Source organism: Rhizobium sp. NFR12 (genome assembly GCF_900108545.1).
GTDB lineage: Bacteria > Pseudomonadota > Alphaproteobacteria > Rhizobiales > Rhizobiaceae > Neorhizobium > Neorhizobium soli.
The window spans coordinates 1,287,858-1,307,272 of sequence record NZ_FNWM01000001.1; the positions used below are offsets into that span (position 1 = coordinate 1,287,858).

Annotated in this window: 19 protein-coding genes; 14 read left to right on the forward strand and 5 right to left on the reverse strand. The window is 60.8% G+C overall.

Translation table 11 applies throughout. From position 1 onward, the window contains the following. Window positions 1–2 precede the first annotated feature (2 nt). From BLW69_RS06245 to ligA, 8 genes are all read left to right on the forward strand, one after another. Complete coding sequence (locus tag BLW69_RS06245; protein ID WP_092660620.1) at window positions 3–929, forward strand: D-alanine--D-alanine ligase; 927 nt, start codon at window positions 3–5, stop codon at window positions 927–929. Next, entirely contained in the window at window positions 917–1,837 is a 921-nt protein-coding gene (locus BLW69_RS06250; protein WP_062456190.1) for a cell division protein FtsQ/DivIB, read from the forward strand. The genes BLW69_RS06245 and BLW69_RS06250 overlap by 13 nt, the downstream gene beginning before the upstream one ends. Next, the gene (gene ftsA / locus BLW69_RS06255) at window positions 1,834–3,165 is read left to right on the forward strand and encodes a cell division protein FtsA (protein ID WP_062581091.1); all 1,332 of its coding nucleotides are present in this window, start codon (window positions 1,834–1,836) and stop codon (window positions 3,163–3,165) included. The genes BLW69_RS06250 and ftsA overlap by 4 nt, the downstream gene beginning before the upstream one ends. 82 nt (window positions 3,166–3,247) lie before the next feature. After that, window positions 3,248–5,008, forward strand: coding sequence for a cell division protein FtsZ (gene ftsZ / locus BLW69_RS06260; protein WP_062581089.1), 1,761 nt, complete (start codon window positions 3,248–3,250; stop codon window positions 5,006–5,008). 367 nt (window positions 5,009–5,375) lie between these two features. Then, window positions 5,376–6,332, forward strand: coding sequence for a UDP-3-O-acyl-N-acetylglucosamine deacetylase (gene lpxC, locus BLW69_RS06265; RefSeq protein ID WP_092660624.1), 957 nt, complete (start codon window positions 5,376–5,378; stop codon window positions 6,330–6,332). Window positions 6,333–6,524: 192 nt separating this feature from the next. Then, on the forward strand, window positions 6,525–7,391 hold the full coding sequence (locus BLW69_RS06270) for an outer membrane protein assembly factor BamD (RefSeq protein ID WP_062456202.1): 867 nt from the start codon (window positions 6,525–6,527) through the stop codon (window positions 7,389–7,391). Window positions 7,392–7,431: 40 nt separating this feature from the next. Further along, on the forward strand, window positions 7,432–9,105 hold the full coding sequence (recN, locus tag BLW69_RS06275; RefSeq protein WP_092660626.1) for a DNA repair protein RecN: 1,674 nt from the start codon (window positions 7,432–7,434) through the stop codon (window positions 9,103–9,105). A 179-nt stretch (window positions 9,106–9,284) separates the two neighbouring features. Continuing rightward, window positions 9,285–11,462 carry an NAD-dependent DNA ligase LigA gene (gene ligA, locus BLW69_RS06280; RefSeq protein WP_092660628.1) on the forward strand — a complete coding sequence of 726 codons (2,178 nt, stop codon included), beginning with the start codon at window positions 9,285–9,287 and terminating at the stop codon, window positions 11,460–11,462. 3 nt (window positions 11,463–11,465) lie between these two features. On the opposite strand, the gene BLW69_RS06285 is transcribed toward ligA, so the two are convergent. Next, the gene (locus tag BLW69_RS06285) at window positions 11,466–12,005 is read right to left on the reverse strand and encodes a GNAT family N-acetyltransferase (protein ID WP_092660629.1); all 540 of its coding nucleotides are present in this window, start codon (window positions 12,003–12,005) and stop codon (window positions 11,466–11,468) included. Window positions 12,006–12,280: 275 nt separating this feature from the next. Between BLW69_RS06285 and BLW69_RS06290 the strand changes: the two genes are divergently transcribed. Continuing rightward, window positions 12,281–12,871 carry a 3'-5' exonuclease gene (locus BLW69_RS06290; RefSeq protein ID WP_092661106.1) on the forward strand — a complete coding sequence of 197 codons (591 nt, stop codon included), beginning with the start codon at window positions 12,281–12,283 and terminating at the stop codon, window positions 12,869–12,871. Window positions 12,872–12,937: 66 nt separating this feature from the next. Further along, a complete protein-coding gene (locus tag BLW69_RS06295; RefSeq protein WP_062581078.1) occupies window positions 12,938–13,435 on the forward strand; it encodes a CreA family protein in 498 nt (165 codons plus the stop codon). 79 nt (window positions 13,436–13,514) lie between these two features. Here the strand turns inward: BLW69_RS06295 and BLW69_RS06300 are convergent, their stop codons facing one another. Then, on the reverse strand, window positions 13,515–13,982 hold the full coding sequence (locus BLW69_RS06300; protein ID WP_062457968.1) for a chemotaxis protein CheW: 468 nt from the start codon (window positions 13,980–13,982) through the stop codon (window positions 13,515–13,517). Window positions 13,983–14,105: 123 nt separating this feature from the next. On the opposite strand from BLW69_RS06300, the gene BLW69_RS22700 reads away from it, so the two are divergent. The 3 genes from BLW69_RS22700 (at window position 14,106) to BLW69_RS06310 (ending at window position 15,908) form a co-directional block, all read left to right on the forward strand. Beyond that, window positions 14,106–14,261 (forward strand): hypothetical protein, encoded by a 156-nt coding sequence (locus BLW69_RS22700; RefSeq protein ID WP_165699872.1) that lies wholly within the window; start codon window positions 14,106–14,108, stop codon window positions 14,259–14,261. A 99-nt stretch (window positions 14,262–14,360) separates the two neighbouring features. Continuing rightward, window positions 14,361–14,960 (forward strand): SCO family protein, encoded by a 600-nt coding sequence (locus tag BLW69_RS06305; protein ID WP_062456221.1) that lies wholly within the window; start codon window positions 14,361–14,363, stop codon window positions 14,958–14,960. A 66-nt stretch (window positions 14,961–15,026) separates the two neighbouring features. Further along, window positions 15,027–15,908, forward strand: a complete 882-nt coding sequence (locus BLW69_RS06310; RefSeq protein ID WP_092660631.1) for a 50S ribosomal protein L11 methyltransferase — start codon at window positions 15,027–15,029, stop codon at window positions 15,906–15,908. An 80-nt stretch (window positions 15,909–15,988) separates the two neighbouring features. Here the strand turns inward: BLW69_RS06310 and BLW69_RS22705 are convergent, their stop codons facing one another. Then, entirely contained in the window at window positions 15,989–16,162 is a 174-nt protein-coding gene (locus BLW69_RS22705) for a hypothetical protein (protein WP_062456227.1), read from the reverse strand. 238 nt (window positions 16,163–16,400) lie between these two features. Here BLW69_RS22705 and BLW69_RS06315 point away from each other — a divergent pair, with 238 nt between their 5' ends. Continuing rightward, a complete protein-coding gene (locus BLW69_RS06315) occupies window positions 16,401–18,236 on the forward strand; it encodes an aminopeptidase P family protein (RefSeq protein ID WP_092660633.1) in 1,836 nt (611 codons plus the stop codon). 6 nt (window positions 18,237–18,242) lie between these two features. On the opposite strand, the gene BLW69_RS06320 is transcribed toward BLW69_RS06315, so the two are convergent. Continuing rightward, window positions 18,243–18,566, reverse strand: a complete 324-nt coding sequence (locus BLW69_RS06320; RefSeq protein WP_062581458.1) for an AzlD family protein — start codon at window positions 18,564–18,566, stop codon at window positions 18,243–18,245. Between the two features lie 11 nt (window positions 18,567–18,577). Then, entirely contained in the window at window positions 18,578–19,324 is a 747-nt protein-coding gene (locus BLW69_RS06325) for an AzlC family ABC transporter permease (protein ID WP_062456234.1), read from the reverse strand. Window positions 19,325–19,415: the final 91 nt, after the last annotated feature.

Here is a 19,415-nt window from a genome sequence, read left to right on the forward strand (position 1 = left end):
TGATGAACGACATGCATGTGGCTGTATTGATGGGAGGGTTTTCCTCCGAGCGGCCGGTCAGCCTGTCTTCCGGCAACGCTTGTGCTGAGGCTTTGGAAGGTGAGGGCTACAAGGTGACGCGGGTTGATGTCGATCGTGACGTCGCGGCGGTTCTCGGCCGCCTGCGCCCGGATGTCGCCTTCAATGCGCTGCATGGTCCCTTCGGTGAAGATGGCACTATCCAGGGTGTGCTCGAATATCTCGAGATCCCCTATACGCATTCCGGCGTTCTGGCCTCCGCTCTCGCGATGGACAAGCAGCAGGCAAAGCACGTGGCCAAGGCTGCCGGTATTCCTGTTGCTGAAGCCAAGGTCATGGATCGCCATGAGTTTACCAACGAGCATCCGATCGCCACGCCTTACGTCGTCAAGCCGGTGCGCGAAGGCTCGTCCTTCGGCGTCGTCATCGTCAAGGAAGGTCAGTCTCACCCGCCGCAGATCATTACCTCGCCGGAATGGAAGTACGGCAGCCAGGTGATGGTCGAGCGTTATGTCTATGGCCGCGAGCTGACCTGCGGCGTCATGGGCGACGTGGCGCTGGGTGTGACGGAAGTCATCCCGAACGGCGACGCGTTCTATGACTACGATGCGAAATATGCGGTCGGTGGTTCGAGCCACGTCATTCCCGCACAAATTTCACCAAATATTTACCAAAAAATTCAATCCTTGGCGCTTGAGGCGCACCGGGCGATGGGGTGCCGTGGCGTCAGTCGCTCGGACTTTCGCTTCGACGACCGGTTTTCCGAAGACGGCGAAGTCATCTGGCTCGAAATCAACACCCAGCCCGGGATGACGCCGACCTCGCTTGTGCCTGAGATGGCTGTTCATGCTGGTCATACTTTTGGTGGTCTCGTCCGTTGGATGGTGGAGGACGCGTCGTGTTTGCGTTGAATAGCAAAAAAGCTGACGATCACGGCCGGGCAAACTATCTCGGCGCTGAAGAGCGTCGTGTACTGCCGCGTCCACTGCGCCGCGTCGTCCGCTTCGGCTTGAGCCTTGCGACGGGCCGCATCCATATCCCTGATCATACCGGCACGTTCGCGACTTTCGGTTTCTTCGCGGTTGTCGGCCTCTACGGAATGTCGCTTGGCGGTCATGCCCAGACGGTTGCTCAGGCGACGACAGCGGCCGTCGGTTTCGCCATCGAAGACGTTCGCGTCTCGGGCAATGACCAGACGTCGGAGATCGATATCCTTCAGCTTCTCGGTCTCGATGGCACGACCTCGCTGGTCGCTCTCGATGTCGATCAGGCGCGCCGCAAGCTGTCCGAGCTTCCCTGGGTTCGCTATGCCGAAGTCCGCAAAGTCTATCCGCGCACGATCGAAGTCATGCTCAAGGAGCGCGAAGCTTTCGGGATCTGGCAGAACGGTTCGGATCTCGCTCTGATCGAAAAGAACGGTTCCATCATCGCGCCGCTGCGGGACAGCAAGTTCGCTTCCCTGCCGCTGTTCGTGGGTCGTGAAGCAGACAAGGCCGCATCCGCTTTTGTCGATCAGATGGCTGCGTGGCCGGAGCTTCGCTCGCGGGTAAAGGCGTACGTCCGCGTCGCCGGTCGTCGCTGGGATTTGCACATCGACAACGGCGTTGTCCTGAAGCTGCCGGAAACCCAGGTCGAGACCGCGCTCAGCGTGCTGGCTCGTCTGGAAAAGGAAGAACGGATCCTGGAGCGTGACATCGCTGCCGTCGATCTTCGCCTGCACGACCGCACAACCGTTGAACTTACTTCTGCCGCCACCGAACGCCGCAACGAGGCAGTCGAGGCACGCACGAAGGCGTTGAAGAAGGCAGGAGAGACGTGAGTGTATTCGGTTCTTCCAATTACGGGCTTCCGCACATGAAGCCACTGTCTTCCAAGCGCAGCCACATCGTTTCGGTGCTCGACATCGGCTCGACCAAGGTCGTGTGCATGATTGCGCGGCTGACGCCAAAGCAGGAAAGCCAGATCCTGCCGGGTCGGACCCATCATGTCGAGATCATCGGCATCGGCCACCAGCGTTCGCGCGGCGTCAAGTCCGGCGTCATCGGCGATCTCGATGCGGCGGAAAGCGTCGTCCGTCTTGCGGTTGACGCTGCAGAGCGCATGGCCGGCCTCACGGTCGACAGCCTCATCGTCAATGTTTCTGCCGGTCGTCTGACCAGCGACGTCTATACGGCATCGATCGACCTCGGTGGACAGGAAGTCGAATCGGCCGATCTGAAGCGTGTTCTCGTCGCCGCCAGCCAGAAGTCGGCTCGCCAGGACCGCGCAATCCTTCACTCGCTGCCGACCGGCTTCACGCTGGATGGCGAAGTCGGGATCCGCGATCCGCTGGCGATGTACGGCGATATGCTGGGCGTCGATATGCATGTCGTCACCGCCGAGCGCGTGATGCTGCGTAACCTCGAGCTCTGCATCAACCGGGCGCATCTGTCCGTCGAGGGTATGGTGGCAACGCCTTATGCCAGCGGCCTTGCAGCCCTTGTCGACGACGAAGTCGAACTGGGCTGTGCAGCGATCGACATGGGCGGCGGCACGACAACAATTTCGGTGTTTGCCGAAGGCAAGCTCGTTCATACGGATGCGATCGGTCTCGGTGGCCATCACGTCACCACGGACCTTGCCCGCGGTCTTTCGACCCGGATCGAGGATGCCGAGCGGATGAAGGTCGTGCATGGCTCGGCCGTCTCCAACGGCGCAGACGACCGCGACATGATTTCGGTTCCACCGATCGGCGAGGACGACCGCGACCAGCCGACCCAGGTTCCACGCTCGCTCGTCACCCGAATCGTCAAGGCCCGCATCGAAGAAACGCTGGAACTGATTCGTGACCGGATCCAGAAATCCGGTTTCAGCCCGATCGTCGGCAAGCGCGTGGTCCTGACGGGCGGTGCCAGCCAGTTGACCGGCCTGTCGGAGACAGCCCGTCACATTCTGGCCCGTAATGTTCGTATTGGTCGTCCGATGGGCATTTCCGGCTTGCCGGCTGCCGCCAAGGGCCCGGCCTTTTCGACGGCCGTCGGACTGATGATCTACCCGCAGGTCGCGGACCTCGAAACACATGCATCCCAGAGCGGCCTGATCGGCTCGCTCGGAAATGGAAACGGCCGTCTCGCCCGCGTCGGGCAATGGCTCAAGGAAAGTTTTTGACCCGGGCTCTGCTCCCGGATCAGAGAAGTTGCAATGAATTGGCCAGCTCGGCAATGCGGCCACGAGAAGAAGGACAGGTACAATGACGATCAAGCTTCAAAAGCCTGATATTACCGAGCTGAAGCCTCGGATCACCGTTTTCGGCGTCGGCGGCGGCGGCGGCAATGCCGTCAACAACATGATCACCGCAGGGCTGGAAGGCGTCGATTTCGTCGTTGCCAATACCGATGCCCAGGCGCTGACCATGACCAAGGCCGAGCGGATCATCCAGATGGGTGTGCAGGTCACCGAAGGTCTCGGCGCAGGTTCGCAGCCGGAAGTCGGTCGCGCTGCCGCTGAGGAATGCCTCGACGAGATCATCGATCATCTTAACGGAACGCATATGTGCTTCGTCACCGCCGGCATGGGCGGCGGCACCGGCACCGGTGCTGCTCCAGTCGTTGCACAGGCTGCCCGCAACAAGGGTATCCTCACGGTTGGCGTTGTTACCAAGCCGTTCCACTTTGAAGGCGGTCGCCGCATGCGGCTTGCCGAACAGGGCATCCAGGAACTGCAGAAGTCGGTCGACACGCTGATCGTCATTCCGAACCAGAACCTATTCCGCATCGCCAACGACAAGACGACGTTTGCCGACGCCTTCGCCATGGCCGACCAGGTTCTCTATTCGGGCGTTGCCTGCATCACCGACCTGATGGTCAAGGAAGGCCTCATCAACCTCGACTTCGCGGACGTTCGTTCCGTGATGCGCGAAATGGGCCGTGCGATGATGGGCACCGGCGAAGCTTCGGGTTCGGGCCGTGCGATGCAGGCAGCGGAAGCTGCTATCGCCAACCCGCTGCTCGACGAGACTTCGATGAAGGGTGCACAGGGCCTGCTGATCTCCATCACCGGTGGTCGCGACCTCACACTGTTCGAAGTCGACGAAGCGGCAACCCGCATCCGCGAAGAAGTCGATCCGGACGCCAACATCATCCTCGGCGCAACCTTCGACGAAGCGCTGGAAGGCATCATCCGCGTCTCCGTCGTTGCCACCGGCATCGACCGCGCCCATGGCGAAATCGACCTGCGTGCCGCTGAAATGCGCGCAGCCCAGAAGCCGATTATCCGTCCTTCGGCGGCCGTTGCTCCGGCTCCGGCCGCACAGCAGCCTGTCATGATGCAGGCACCGGTTCAGGCCGCAGCGCCTGCGCCAATGGCTCCGAAGGCAGTCGATCCGATCGCCGAGACCATCCGCCAGGCCGAAGCCGACATGGAACGCGAACTGGCTATCCCACAGCCGGTCTTGCAGCAGCCTGCAGCGCCCGCGCCGCAGCCTGTCATGCAGCAGCAGCCGCCGGCCGAAGAGGCTTTCCGTCCGCAGAGCCGTCTGTTCGCACAGTCTGCACCGGTTGAAGCCGCTCCGCAGGTTTCGCGCCCGGCTCCGCAGATGACGCAGCAGCCAGCACCGCGCATGACACAGCCGGTTCAGCAGGAACCTGTCTACCGCGAACCTGTCATGGAACCGGTCCGCATGCCGAAGGTCGAGGATTTCCCGCCGGTCGTTAAGGCCGAGATGGATCACCGCACGCAGCCTGCCAGCCATGTGCAGGAAGAGCGCGGCCCGATGGGGCTTCTGAAGCGAATCACCAACTCGCTTGGCCGTCGCGACGAAGAAGAGCACGTCGAACCAGCCGCCGCACCGGCTCCGGTTCAACAGCAGCGCCGTCCGCTGTCGCCTGAGGCAAGCCTCTACGCACCGCGTCGTGGCAACCTCGACGATCACGGTCGTTCGGTTCCGCAGAGCTCGCAGCATGACGACGATCAGCTCGAAATTCCGGCATTCCTTCGCCGTCAGTCGAACTGATTTGTGGGAGCGTCGCAGCGTCAGCGCGCGGCGTTCAACAAATGTCTGCAGAGCCCGGGTCGTTGCACCCGGGCTTTGTGTATCCGGACGTCTGAGGCGTTAAGGATTTTGTCCTGAACCTCTGGGAAAGCTGCCTTAATTCAAGTTGTTAACCGGTAGACGTCCGCGTTTGTGCCTTGAGTCCTAACACCGCGTCATTCTGCGGGTTGGTGGCGTAACAATCCGATACGAACAGTGATTTGGAATGTTAAAGACGCCTGCGTATGTAAGACGATAAGTGATGCTGACATGAACGTTTGAGAGGCGTTGTCGCCGGTATCTAACCAAGCTCGATCCCAGACCAGGGGTCTTGAGAGAAGGCATTAGAATGACCATCGGATTGCTCGGTTTCCAGACCACCATCGCGGCCCCGGTTTCTTTGACCGGTATTGGCGTGCATTCGGGGTCTCCGGTCAGCATCACATTCCAGCCTGCTGAAGCCAATTCCGGTATCATCTTCGCGCGTCAGTTTGATGACGGGTCTTCTGCCGAATACCGCGCCGTCTCCTCTCAGGTTGGTCCGACCGATCTCTGCACGATCCTCGGTTCGTCGCCGGCCACCTGGGTTGCCACGATCGAACACGTGATGGCAGCACTCTACGCGCTCGGGATCGACAACGTGACTGTCGATGTCGATGGCGCCGAAATGCCGATCATGGACGGCAGCTCCTATCCTTTCATCGATGCGATCGAACAGGTCGGCATCGTCAATCTCAATGTGAAGCGTCGCTACATCCGTGTCATCAAGCCGGTCCGAATCGAATCGGGCGCGTCCTGGTCCGAGTTCCGGCCGCATGATGGTACCCGCTTTGAAGTCGAGATCGATTTCGCATCTCCGCTGATCGGCCGTCAGAGCTGGAACGGTGAACTGACCGCAGCGCGGTTCAAGCAGGATCTTTCACGGGCTCGTACATTCGGCTTCATGCGTGACGTCGAGCGCCTTTGGGCTGCTGGCTACGCTCTCGGTTCGTCGCTTGAGAATTCCGTCGTCATTTCCGATGACGAAACGGTCGTGAACGTCGAGGGTCTTCGTTACCAGGACGAATTCGTGCGCCACAAGACGCTGGACGCGGTTGGCGATCTTGCGCTTGCCGGCGCTCAGTTCATCGGCTGCTACCGCTCCTATCGCGGCGGCCACAAGATGAACGCCAATGCGCTGAAAGCTCTGCTCAACGATCCGACGGCTTATGAGATCGTCGAAGCGCCATCGTCGCGGGTTGCGCGCGTGAGGGCCGGAGATTTCGTTCCGGTCAGCGTCAGTGAACTGGCGCCGTCTTTTGCTTGAATAACAACTCCAGTCGACTTGGCCGCTTCCGTTGGAAGCGGCTTTTCTTTTGAATAGCCATGTGTGCTGCGGTCGGTGCCACAAAAATGCGTTAATGGGTGAGCATTGCGTTGCTCTGCCAATACTTTTATGGCTAGAACGACCTGCTTTCGGGCAGCAGGGCAAAACGGGCGGGACATCGGGAATTGTCGAATGGCGTATGCGAAGGCTGTAGAAATGCGTAGAGCGGCAAGGATCGCACTTGTATCGTTGGTGTTTGCGGGTGCCGGTCTCGGCCTTACCGCATGCCAGTCGGACAAAGACATCGACATCACCAAGCTCGGTTTCGAAAGCGAGTCGCCCGAGGCCCTCTACAATCAGGGCCTTGCCAACATGAAGGCGGGCAATATCGTCGAAGCGAGCCGCAAGTTCGACGCCATCGAGAAGCAGAACCCGTTCACCGAATGGGGCCGCAAGGCGCTCGTCATGAGCACGTTCAGCAAGTATCGCATGGGCCGCAACGACGAAGCCATCACCGTCGGTAACCGCTATCTCAACCAGTACCCGCGCTCCGCAGATTCGGCCTACGTGCAGTATCTGGTCGGCCTTGCCTATTCCAAGCAGGTCGCCGACGTCACGCAGGACCAGAAGGCCGCCAACAACACGATCGATGCGATGACCAAGGTCGTCCGTGATTATCCCGATTCGGAATATGTCGAGGATGCGCAGGCCAAGATCCGCTTTGCGCGTGACCAGCTTGCCGGCAAGGAAATGCAGGTCGGGCGATACTATCTCGAGCGCAAGGAATATCTTGCCGCCATCTCGCGCTTCCGCAGGGTCGTCGAGACCTTTTCCAATACCAACCAGGTTGAAGAAGCCCTCGCGCGTCTGACGGAAACCTATTACGCGATGGGCATCGTCGAAGAGGCGCAGACCGCCGCAGCCGTGCTTGGCCGCAACTATCCGGACAGCCAGTGGTACGCAGACTCCTACAAGCTGCTTCAGTCCGGCGGTGTTCAGCCGCGCGAGAACAAGGGCTCGTGGATTGCGCGTGCCGGCGCAAAGCTCGTCGGCGCCTGAGACCTTTCAACCAAGTGCCTGACAGGATAGGCGAGGCCGCATGCTGATCCAGCTTTCGATCCGCGACATCGTTCTGATCGAGAAGCTGGACCTTGCCTTCGAAGCGGGCCTTTCCGTGCTGACCGGCGAGACCGGTGCAGGCAAATCCATCCTTCTCGACAGTCTTTCTCTGGCGCTTGGCGGCCGCGGCGATGGTGGTCTCGTGCGCCATGGCGAGGACAAGGGGCAGGTGACGGCGGTCTTTGACGTGCCGATGAACCATTCCGCCCGCAAGCTTCTGCGCGACAACGGCATAGACGACGACGGCGATCTGATCTTCCGCCGTATCCAGTCGGCCGACGGGCGCACCCGCGCCTCGATCAACGACCAGCCGGTCAGCGTGCAGATGATGCGCCAGGCGGGGCAGGTTCTGGTCGAGATCCACGGCCAGCACGACGATCGCGCGCTGATCGATACCGGCGCCCACCGCACTCTTGTCGATGCGTTTGCAGGCCTCAACGATGAGGTTCTCGCGGTTTCCCACCTCTACAAATCCTGGCGGGATGCCGACCGGAGCTTGAAGACGCATCGCGCCAAGGTGGAGGCCGCTGCGCGCGAAGCCGATTACATCAGGGCCTCGGTCGAGGAACTGGAAGCCCTCTCTCCCCGCGACGGCGAGGAGGAGGAACTGGCCGAGCAGCGCTCGAAGATGCAGAAGTCCGAGCGCATTGCCGGTGATATTTCGGAAGCGTCGGAATTTCTCAACGGCAACGGTTCGCCTGTACCGCTGATCGCCTCCATGGTGCGGCGCCTCGAGCGCAAGAGCCACGAGGCGCCTGGGCTGCTGGAAGAGACTGTCGAACTGCTGGATCAGGCGCTCAACCATCTGTCGAACGCACAGATGGAAGTCGAAACGGCGCTTCGCCGGACCGAGTTCGATCCGCGTGAATTGGAACGGGTCGAGGAACGGCTGTTTGCCCTGCGTGCCGCCGGCCGCAAATATTCGGTCGCCGTCGTCGATCTTCCAGCGCTTGCCGAGAAGATGGTGGCTGACCTTGCCGATCTCGATGCCGGCGAGGAACGGTTGGGCGAGCTGGAAAAGCTCGCGGCCGCCGCGAAAGAGGAATTCGATCGCGCCGCTCTCGTTCTCTCGGGCAAACGCAAAGCGGGTGCGGAGACGCTGGCCGAAGCGGTGATGCAGGAATTGCCCGCGCTGAAGCTGGAACGGGCGCGCTTCATGGTCGAGGTGACCGCCAATCCGGAGGCTGCAGCCGCCGAAGGTATCGATACGGTCGAGTTCCACGTCCAGACCAATCCGGGCACACGCCCAGGGCCGATCATGAAGGTCGCGTCCGGCGGCGAGCTCTCGCGCTTCCTGCTGGCGCTTAAGGTCGCGCTTGCCGATCGCGGCTCGGCACCAACGCTCGTCTTCGACGAAATCGACACCGGTGTCGGTGGTGCGGTGGCGGATGCGATCGGCCAGCGGCTGAAGCGTCTGTCGGGCACCGTGCAGGTGCTGTCGGTGACCCACGCGCCGCAGGTGGCGGCCCGTGCTGCGACGCATCTTCTGATCTCTAAGGGTCCGGCCGGCGACGGTTCCGACAAGATTGCCACACGGGTGGCGACTATGGCGCCTGAAAACCGCACCGAGGAAATTGCCCGCATGCTGGCCGGCGCTTCGGTAACGGACGAGGCGAGGGCGGCCGCCAGAAGCCTGCTTGCGGGCAAGAGCTAAACGTTTATCCGGCAGTCGCGGGAGCGTGCGGTCAGGCTCACCCGGACAGGGCGTTACGCAATCCCGTATCCCGAAACGATGCTGTATTTCGTGGCGTCCAGTCACAGGCGAGATGAGCGCTGCTTCTTCCAATCTTCTCAAATTGCACTAGAAATGCCGTTGAAGATGGAGATTCCCGCATGGCCGCCGACCAGACCCCGACCGAGACCCCTGTTGATGACTTGACCGAACAGGCAGCGGCCGACGAGCTGGAGCGACTGTCGCGTGAACTTTCCCATCACGACGAGCTCTACCATGCCAAGGACGCGCCGGAGATTTCCGATGCCGATTACGACGCGCTGAAAAAGCGTAACGCGGCGATCGAAGAGCGTTTCCCGCAACTGATCCGGGCCGATTCGCCGTCCATCAAGGTCGGTGCGGCACCTCTGCCGACCTTTGCGCAGATCACCCATTCGCGACCCATGCTCTCGCTCGACAACGCCTTCGCCGATGACGACGTGCGCGACTTCGTGAACTCCGTCTACCGCTTCCTCGGTCAGTTGCCGGACGGCTCGATCGCCTTTACGGCGGAACCGAAGATCGACGGGTTGTCGATGTCGATCCGCTACGAAAACGGGATTCTCGTCAATGCCGCGACCCGCGGCGATGGCACGACGGGCGAAAACGTCACTGCCAATATCAAGACGATCAAGGAAATCCCGAACCGGCTGCCCAAGGGCGTTCCCGCGGTCGTCGAGGTTCGCGGCGAAGTCTATATGGGCAAGAGCGATTTCCTGGCGCTCAATGCGGAGATGGAAGCGAAGGGCAAGCAGCTCTACGTCAACCCGCGCAACACGGCAGCAGGGTCGCTGCGCCAGCTCGATGCCAAGGTGACGGCAAGCCGCAAGCTGAAGTTCTTCGCCTATGCCTGGGGCGAGATTTCCGAGCCGAACGAGTTGCCGGGCACGCAATACGAGATGGTGCAGACCTTCAAGGACTGGGGTTTCCCGGTCAATCCGCTGATGAAGCGGCTGAATTCGCTCGAGGATATTCTCGGCCATTACCGCGAGATCGGCCTCGAGCGTCCCGAACTCGACTATGATATCGACGGTGTCGTCTACAAGGTCGACCGGCTCGACCTGCAGGCGCGCCTCGGTTTCCGCTCGCGCTCTCCGCGCTGGGCGACGGCCCACAAATTCCCGGCCGAGCAGGCGTTCACGACGGTCGAGAATATCGACATCCAGGTCGGCCGCACCGGCGCGCTGACGCCGGTTGCGCGCCTGACCCCGATCACCGTCGGCGGCGTGGTCGTTACCAACGCGACGCTGCATAACGAGGACTATATCAAGGGTATCGGCAATTCCGGCGAACGCATCCGCGAGGACGATCACGACATCCGCATCGGCGACACCGTCATCGTGCAGCGTGCCGGCGACGTCATTCCGCAGGTTCTCGACGTGGTCATGGAAAAGCGGCCGGCGGATGCCAAGGCCTATGAGTTTCCGAAGAAATGCCCGGTCTGCGGCAGTCATGCGGTGCGCGAGAAGAACGAGAAGACCGGCAAGCTCGATTCGGTCACCCGCTGCACCGGCGGCTTCGTCTGCCGTGCGCAGGCAACCGAACACCTGAAGCATTTCGTCTCGCGCAGTGCCTATGACATCGAAGGGCTGGGCGCAAAGCAGGTCGACTTCTTCTTCGAGGCGGAAGATCCGGCTTTGCAGATCCGCACAGCGCCCGACATTTTCACGCTGAAGAAACGTCAGGAAACATCACAACTGCTGAAGCTTGAAAACATCGACGGGTTCGGCAGGATCAGCGTCCGGAAGCTGTTCGACGCGATCGACGAGCGGCGCTCGATAGCACTCAACCGCTTCATCTACGCGCTCGGCATCCGCCATGTGGGCGAGACGACGGCAAAGCTGCTGGCGCGTCACTACGGCACCTACGAGGCCTTTGCCGAGGCCATGAAGGACGCGGCCAGTCTCTCCGGGGATGCCTGGGCTGACCTCAACAATATCGAAGGCATCGGCGAGATCGTCGCCCGCGCCATCGTCGAGTTCTTCAAGGAGCCCCGCAATCTCGACGTCGTGACGCGCCTCCTCACCGAGGTGACGCCGCAGGCGGCAGAACAGATCGCGGCCTCGAACAGCCCGGTTGCCGGCAAGACCGTCGTCTTCACCGGCTCTCTGGAGCGCTTTACCCGCGACGAGGCCAAGGCCCGTGCGGAAGGGCTCGGCGCCAAGGTGGCCGGTTCGGTTTCCAAGAAGACCGACTACGTCGTTGCCGGCCCCGGCGCCGGTTCCAAGCTCGACAAGGCTAGGGAACTCGGCGTCGAGGTGATGACGGAAGACGAGTGGCTGACGTTTATCGGTGGCTGAGCATCAGGTCCTCAGCCGCGCCATCGCATAGGCGTCGACATAGTGCCCGTCGCGAAAGGCGTCGTCCCTGAGATGCCCTTCGATAACGAAGCCGTAGCGCTCGTAGAGCCTGATGGCGTCGTGGTTGTCGGTGAAGACGTCGAGTTCCAGGCGGTGCAGGTTCAGCCAGTTGTCGGCAAGGTCAATCGCGGCCTTCATCAAGGCCGAGCCGACGCCGCGGCCGACGAAATCGTCGTGCACGCCCATGCCGATCGTCCCGACATGCCGGCGCCGGCCTTGCAGCGGACCGAGGAAGATGTCGCCGATGATGACGCCGTCCATGTCCGCCACGAGCTTCTTTGCGCCGGGCGCCGGGTTTTCCAGGTATTGACGGGTTTCCGCTACTGTCTGATATGGCAGTCTCAGCGTGCCGTAGCGATATCCGGGAAGATTGGCGAGAGCCGTGATGGCCGCCGCATCGTCAGGTGTCGACGACCTGATGACGTAACCGTTCAGCCGTTCCGCTCGGGGTGGTTTTTCCTGGATTTCGTCGCTTGAAGACATCTTTGCTCTCCTTCAGGTATGACCGAGGCAGAGCGGACCAGCCGATCCCTGCCATTTTCGGCAGGGTGGTGGACGGATGATCGACTAACGCGCCAAACCCGCCACACGCCCTGCAAGGCTTGTGGTCACGGTAAGATGGGTAAGGGCGATAGCGTTCATCATGGATCACATTGGGCCTGACAATGATGTGGAGGTCAAGATGCAGGCGGGGATCCGCTTTGCCGAATCGCTCCATCCGGCATAAAAGTCCGATGACCGAAGATTAGGACGTGACCTTGAAGACCATTGCGATCGATTTCGAAACCGCCAACGAACAGCGCGGCAGCGCCTGCTCGGTGGGTCTTGCGTGGATCGAGGATGGTCGCGTGGTGCGGGTCGAGGAACGGCTGATCCGGCCGCGGGACATGCGGTTTTCGTCCTTCAACATCGCCATCCATGGGATCCGGCCCGACCATGTCGAGGATGCCGGCGAGTTTCCCGAAGTGATGGATGAATTCATCGACGATTTTCGCGGCGCGACGATGATCGCCCATAATGCCGCCTTCGATTTCAGCGTCTGGCGCGCCTGTCTCGACCAGTACCGGCAGTCCTATCCGGAACTGTCTTATCTCTGCAGCGTCAAGATGGCGCAAAAAGTCTGGCCGCACCTGATCTCGCACAAGCTCAATATCCTCGCGCAGCACCTGGGGCTGAGCTTCCTGCATCACAATGCGGCAGAGGATGCGGCGGTCTGTGCCGAAGCCTCGATCGCGATTGCACGGTCGCTTGAGGTCATGCATATCCACGATATTCCGACCGCGATCGGCATGCGGGCAGGGCGGTTGTTTTCCGGTGGCTATGATGCCTGCTCATTGCGCAAGCAGTGATCACTTGTAACCCCGCTGCCGAAGCTTATCTCTGATCACGTATCGTTGACTGGAGATTTTGCCACTATGACTCGTTCGAGCCGCCGCCTTGCCGTTCTCGCGACCGCCGCTATCCTCGGCGGTCTTGCCGTTCCCGCTCTTGCCCAGGTGGTCGGCAAGGTCGGCGTCGACTGGATCGGCAACGACATCATCGTCGAGGCGGTGCAGGACCCGAAGGTGAAGGGTGTCACCTGCCACGTCACGTATTTTGATCGCAGCGTCATCGACAGGCTGAAGAACGGCAAGTGGTTCGAGGACCCTTCCAACAATTCCATCTCCTGCCGCCAGACCGGGCCGATCGAGATCGGTGATATCGAGCTGGACGACGGTGGCGAGGAAGTGTTTCGCCAGGGTCGGTCGCTGATTTGGAAAGACCTTCTGGTCAAGCGGATCTACGACAAGCCGAACGATACGCTGATCTACCTTGCCCATTCGCGACAGGTTGTCGAAGGATCGGCGAAGATGGCGATCTCCAGCGTGCCGCTGTTCAACCAGCCGGTGACCTGGGAAAAGGGCAAACCCTGATCCGCTCTACGTCCTGACGTAAGAAAACCGGGCTCCTTTCGGAACCCGGTTTTAACTAGGACAGCTCTAAGGCTTACGATCAGGCGGCTTCGCGCGACAGTTCGTCTGCAATGACGGTGTCGAGGTTCAGGAAGCAGACCATGGTCTTTTCCAGGGCAACGATGCCGCGGCAGAAATCGCGCTGGGCTTCCGGAATGATTTCCGGTGCCGGCTGCAGATCTTCGCTTCTGATCGTCATCATGTCGGAGACCTGTTCGACCAGAAGGCCGACCAGCTTGCCGGCGATGTCGGTGACGATGATCGCCGAACGCTCGGACGGTTCGGTCATCTTCATGCCGAGGCGGCAGGCCATGTCGATGACCGGGATCACCGCGCCGCGCAGGTTGATGAGGCCAAGCACGTAAGGCGGAGTATGCGGCATCGGAGTGACCGGCGCCCAACCGCGAATTTCGCGGATCGCCATGATGTCGATGCAGAATTCCTGGTCTCCCAGATGGAAGGAGACGATTTCGAGATAGGCTCCCGACTGCTTGATGGCGTTACTCATGTCGATCATCCTGATGTCGTTTTTTTGAAGGTCTCACGTCCCCGTTAAACTTCCCCTAATCTTTGCCGCCACAACGCGCTTTTTGTTCTATTTCCAGGCCGGTCGACGATGCTATAGTGGGTCATGCAACCGATCGCTCCATCGCTTCGACTTCCGGTTTTTCTGATCGCCGCGCTTGCCGCGATGCTGATCGGCGTCCTCGCTTTTGTTGGTTGGGCGCAGCACGGTTCTTCCATCTTCCTCGCGATGGCCGAGGGAACGCTCTCCTGGTGCATGTGACGGCCACGTCTGTGAAAACGTGGTGGTGATTTGCAACAATCGTCGTCTGCGGCTATCAGCGGTCACGATCTCAACTGATGATGCAGCAGGCAAACTACGATGAAGACTTTCCGAATTGTACTTTGGCTCGCCGTCGTCATTTTGGCCGGTGTTCTGGCCTGGCTGACCCTGGAGGTCACGCGCTCGAAGCAGCAGGTGGCCGAAGGGCCGTTCGGTGTCCCGTTCGAACTTGTGGCGCAGGACGGCAGCCCGATTACCGAAGCAGCGTTCCGCGACAAACCGACGGCCGTGTTCTTCGGCTTTACCCATTGCCCGGAAGTCTGCCCGACAACGCTGTTCGAGCTGAACACCTGGCTGCATCAGGTCGATCCCGATGGCACAAAGCTCAACGCTTACTTTGTGAGCGTCGACCCGGAGCGCGATACGCCGGAGCTGATGGGGCAATATGTCTCGAATGTCTCCGACCGTATCCGCGGTATCTCAGGCCCGCCTGCCAAGGTGATGGAGATGGTCAAAGGGTTTCGCGTGCTTGCCCGCAAGGTGCCGGTGGATGAGAAAAACCCTGGCGGCGATTACACGATGGACCATACGGCATCGATTTTCCTCCTGAAGGACGGCGGCCGTTTTGCCGGGACGATCGCTTACGGCGAGGATCCAGCTGCTGCTGCAAAGAAGCTCGAGAACCTGACCAAGGGATAAGTCGCTTGAGGCGGATGCCTTATCTGTGGCAAAGCTTGCCGCGAAGATTATGAAAGGCGACTTCCTTTGAGTGAAATCCGGCTTTACGTGACATCCACCGAAATCGGTTCGGCCGAGATCCTCGACCTCCTGTCGCTGGAGTTCGGCGAAGAGGACGTGGCGATTGCCACGACCGAGGTGGACGAGAAGAAGGATATCTGGGAAGCCTCCGTCTACATGATGGCGGACGACGAGGAGGTCTTCAGAGAACGCATCGCAAAGGCGATCAGCGAGGATTTTCCCGATCTTTCGATTGCGATGGAGGTTATCCCGGATGTCGACTGGATTGCCAAATCGCTCGAAGGGCTCAAGCCTGTCAGGGCAGGGCGGTTTCTGGTTCATGGCTCGCATGACCGCGACAAGGTCAAGATCAACGACATTGCCATCGAGATCGATGCTGGACAGGCATTCGGGACCGGCCATCATGGGACAACGGCGGGGTGCCTCGAGGTGATCGACACGGTCGTTCGAGCAACCGAGCCGAGAAATGCGCTCGATCTGGGAACGGGCAGCGGCGTTCTGGCGATTGCGGTGCGCAAGTTGCGCAACATCCCGGTTCTGGCAACGGATATCGATCCGGTCGCCGTTCGGGTTGCCAAGGAAAATGTTCGCCGCAACGGCATTGCCAAGGGACTGCGGCTGGAGACGGCACCGGGTTTCCACTCCTCGGCCTTTCGCCAGGACGGTCCGTTCGACCTCATCATCGCTAATATTCTGGCGCGGCCGTTGATCAAGATGGCGCCGCAGCTGGTGACGCATCTGACACCGGGCGGATCGGTGATCCTGTCCGGTATTCTAGCCGAGCAGCGCTGGAAGGTGATTTCCGCTTATGCAGGCGCAAGCTGCCGGCATGTGCGCACGATCTGGCGAAACGGCTGGGTGACCATGCATTTCGTGCGAGGCATGTGACGGGCCATGGGCTGGCCTGTCAGGTTCTGTAGGCTTGCCGGCACACCGAGTTGCGTGCCGGGTATCGCGTCGTCCTCAGATCAGAAGATGTAACGGGTCGCACCCTGGCGCTGAAGTTCTTCGCGCGTCGTGCCGAGGCTCTTCAGCGTCGCATCATCAAGGCCAAGCATTGCGCCGTTGACGTAACGGGAGACCTGACGCTGACGGGCTTCGACCACGCGGTTCATTGCATTGCGGAGAAATGAGTTGGCCATCGTGTTCGTCCTTTTCAAAGTGATGACCCCAGAAGTCATCGAACATTGACGACACCTTAGATGATAAAAAATGAGGCAGGCAGTGGGTCTGCATCATGTGTGGCATGCGTCGGCTGCATGGATAGGTTCCTGACACTGACTGCCCTGTCACGTATCTGCATAGGATACTGGCGGCGGCGCGGGGAAATGTTCTAACATGGCGGCCATCAGTCGGAATCAAACCAGCCGGAATTCACTCATGTTTCAATCGTTCGAGACCAAGTCCGCCCCGCAGTTCGGCCGCGAAAGGGTGACTGCCCTGCGCGACGGCTTTGCCGAACTCGGCATCGACGGGTTTCTCGTGCCCCGCGCCGACGAGTATCAGGGCGAGTATGTGCCTGAGTCGGCCGAGCGCCTGTCATGGTTGACCGGCTTTACCGGATCTGCCGGCATGGCGCTCATCACGCAGCGTGAAGCGATCGTCTTCGTTGACGGGCGTTACGTGACGCAACTGGCCGAACAGGTTGACGGAACTGTGTTTTCCGGCGGCGATCTGGTCGGCGAGCCGCCGCATGCCTGGATTGCGAAACATGCGCCGAAAGGGTTCCGCCTCGGCATCGACCCTTGGCTGCATGCCGGTGCGGAAGTGCGCAGGCTGGAAAAGGCGCTTGCGGAGATCGGCGGCACGCTGGTTTCGCTGGCCCACAATCCGCTCGATGCGATCTGGAGCGATCGCCCTGCGGAACCGGTTGGCGCGTTGACCATCCAGAGAGAAGAGTTTGCCGGAAAGCCGGCCGGCGACAAGCTGAGCGAGATCGCGCGGCAGACCGAAGCGAAGGGACTGTCTGCGGTACTGATCACGGATCCGTCCTCCGTCGCCTGGATCTTCAATGTTCGCGGGGCTGACGTGCCGCACACGCCACACCCGCTGGCGCGCGCGATCGTCTTTGCAAACGGCAAGGCAGAACTCTTCATCGATGCGGCAAAGCTCGGGAGCGAAGAGGCGGTTTACCTGGACGCTCTCGCCCTCCGGCGGGATCCCTCCGAGTTCCTCGGGCGTCTTGCTGAGGTTTCAAAAGACGGCGCCCGCATCCTGATCGATCCGGATCTGACACCGCTCGCGCTGACGGCTGCAATCGTCGCAGCTGGCGGCGAGGTAATCGAGGGGATCGATCCGGCAAAGCTGCCGCGCGCCTGCAAGAATTCGGCGGAACTCGATGGATCGGCGAAGGCGCATCTGCAGGATGGCGCGGCTGTCGTCGAGTTTCTGTGCTGGTTGGATGGCCAGACGCCGGGCTCAATCACCGAGATCGATGCGGTAAAGACGCTGGAAGCGACCCGGGCCCGCGTCGGCCAGAGCATGCAGAACCCGCTGAAGGACGTTTCCTTCGATACGATTTCCGGTGCCGGAGAGCATGCTGCGATCATGCATTACCGGGTGACGTCCGAAAGCAACCGGCAGATCCTGCCCGGCGAACTGTTCCTGATCGATTCGGGCGCGCAGTATGTCAACGGAACGACGGATATCACCCGCACGGTTGCGGTCGGCTCGGTTTCCGAGGATCGCAAGCGCTTCTTCACGCTGGTTCTGAAGGGCATGATCGCCATTAGCATGGCGAAGTTTCCGAAGGGAACGCGCGGCTGCGATCTCGATCCGCTGGCGCGTATCGCGCTGTGGAAGGCGGGGGCGGATTTCGCGCATGGCACGGGACACGGCGTCGGGTCCTATCTCTCCGTGCATGAGGGACCGCAGCGTATTTCGCGGATGTCGACGCAGGAGCTTCTGCCCGGCATGATCCTTTCGAACGAGCCCGGCTATTATCGCCCCGGCGCCTTCGGGATCCGCATCGAGAACCTGATCTTCGTGAACGATGCCGCGCCTGTCGAGGGTGGGGACATGCCGGTTCTGTCGTTCGAGACGCTGACCTGGTGCCCGATCGATCGCCGGCTTGTGGTCCAATCGCTGATGACCTCGGAAGAACTGCAGTGGCTGAACGACTATCACACACAGGTGCGCGAAAAACTGATGCCGCTGATCGACAAGGATTCGGTCAAGACCTGGCTCACTGCAGCGACGGCGCCGATCTCCGGCTGAGCCGGATTACATCCCGATACCGAAACCGTGCCGGGCGGCCATGACTGCCGCCCAGCCGACGACGAGGACCATGAGGCCCGGAAAACGCAGTCCGAACACCAGCGCCGCGATCATCGCAATGCGCACATCCCAGCCGCTGTTGACGAAGGGTGGAGCGACGAGTGTCACCAGAACGGCGGCCGGCACGGCGTTGAGGGCCGATTCCACCCGTGGCGGTATGCGTTTCAAGCTGTTGACAAGGATGTAGCCGCCGAGCCGCGTGGCGTATGTCGCAATTGCCGCCATCAGGATCAGGGTGGCGGTCTGGCTATCGACGGAGAAGGCGCTCATGCCGGTTTCCATCACGCAGCCTCCGTTTCCAGGGCCGGGTCTTTCACGTCGTGATCCGAGGCTCCGGGAGGAGGCAGGATGGCCGCGACGACGATCCCGAGCGCTGCCCCCACACTGATATGCCAGGGTGACCCGACGACCCAGTAGGCGATAACCGATCCGACTGCTCCGGCGACGAGGACGGGTAGAAAATTGTGCCGCTTGCGAAAGCCCATCACCAGACCGAGAAAGTAGACGGGCAGGAGGACATCGATGCCGATCGCCTTCGGGTCGCCGATCAGGCTGCCGAACAGCGCGCCGACAATGGTATTGCCGACCCATCCAATCCAGACCACGCCGCCCATGGCGATGTACCAGGCGAAGGTTACGGGGGTCTGTTCTTCACGTTTCTCCGTCTCGGCAAATTGCGGATCGGTCAGCAGGAAAAACGAAAGACAGCGCTTGAGGAGCGGGAAGCGCCCGAGGATCGGCGATACTGCCGCGGAATAGAGAACGTGGCGGAAATTGACGGCGAGCACCGAGAGCACGATCATCCAGGCCGCGACATGGTGGCCGAACAGTTCGATCCCGACCAACTGACTCGCACCGCCGAAGACAAACGCGCTCATCAGCGCCGCTTCCGCCATGCTGAAACCGTTGTCGATGGCGATCGCTCCGAACAGGATGCCGAACGGGGCTGAGGAGAGGACGATAACGAAGCCCTTCTTCAATCCGTTCCTGATCTGGCCGCTTGTGGTGATCGGTTCGCTGAAACTCATGAGTCTTCCGATGCGTGCGCGTGCAATGCTTCGTTTATGCACGTGAGCGCCCGGTGACAATCGAATTGCGTTGATGCGTGTATCGATTTTG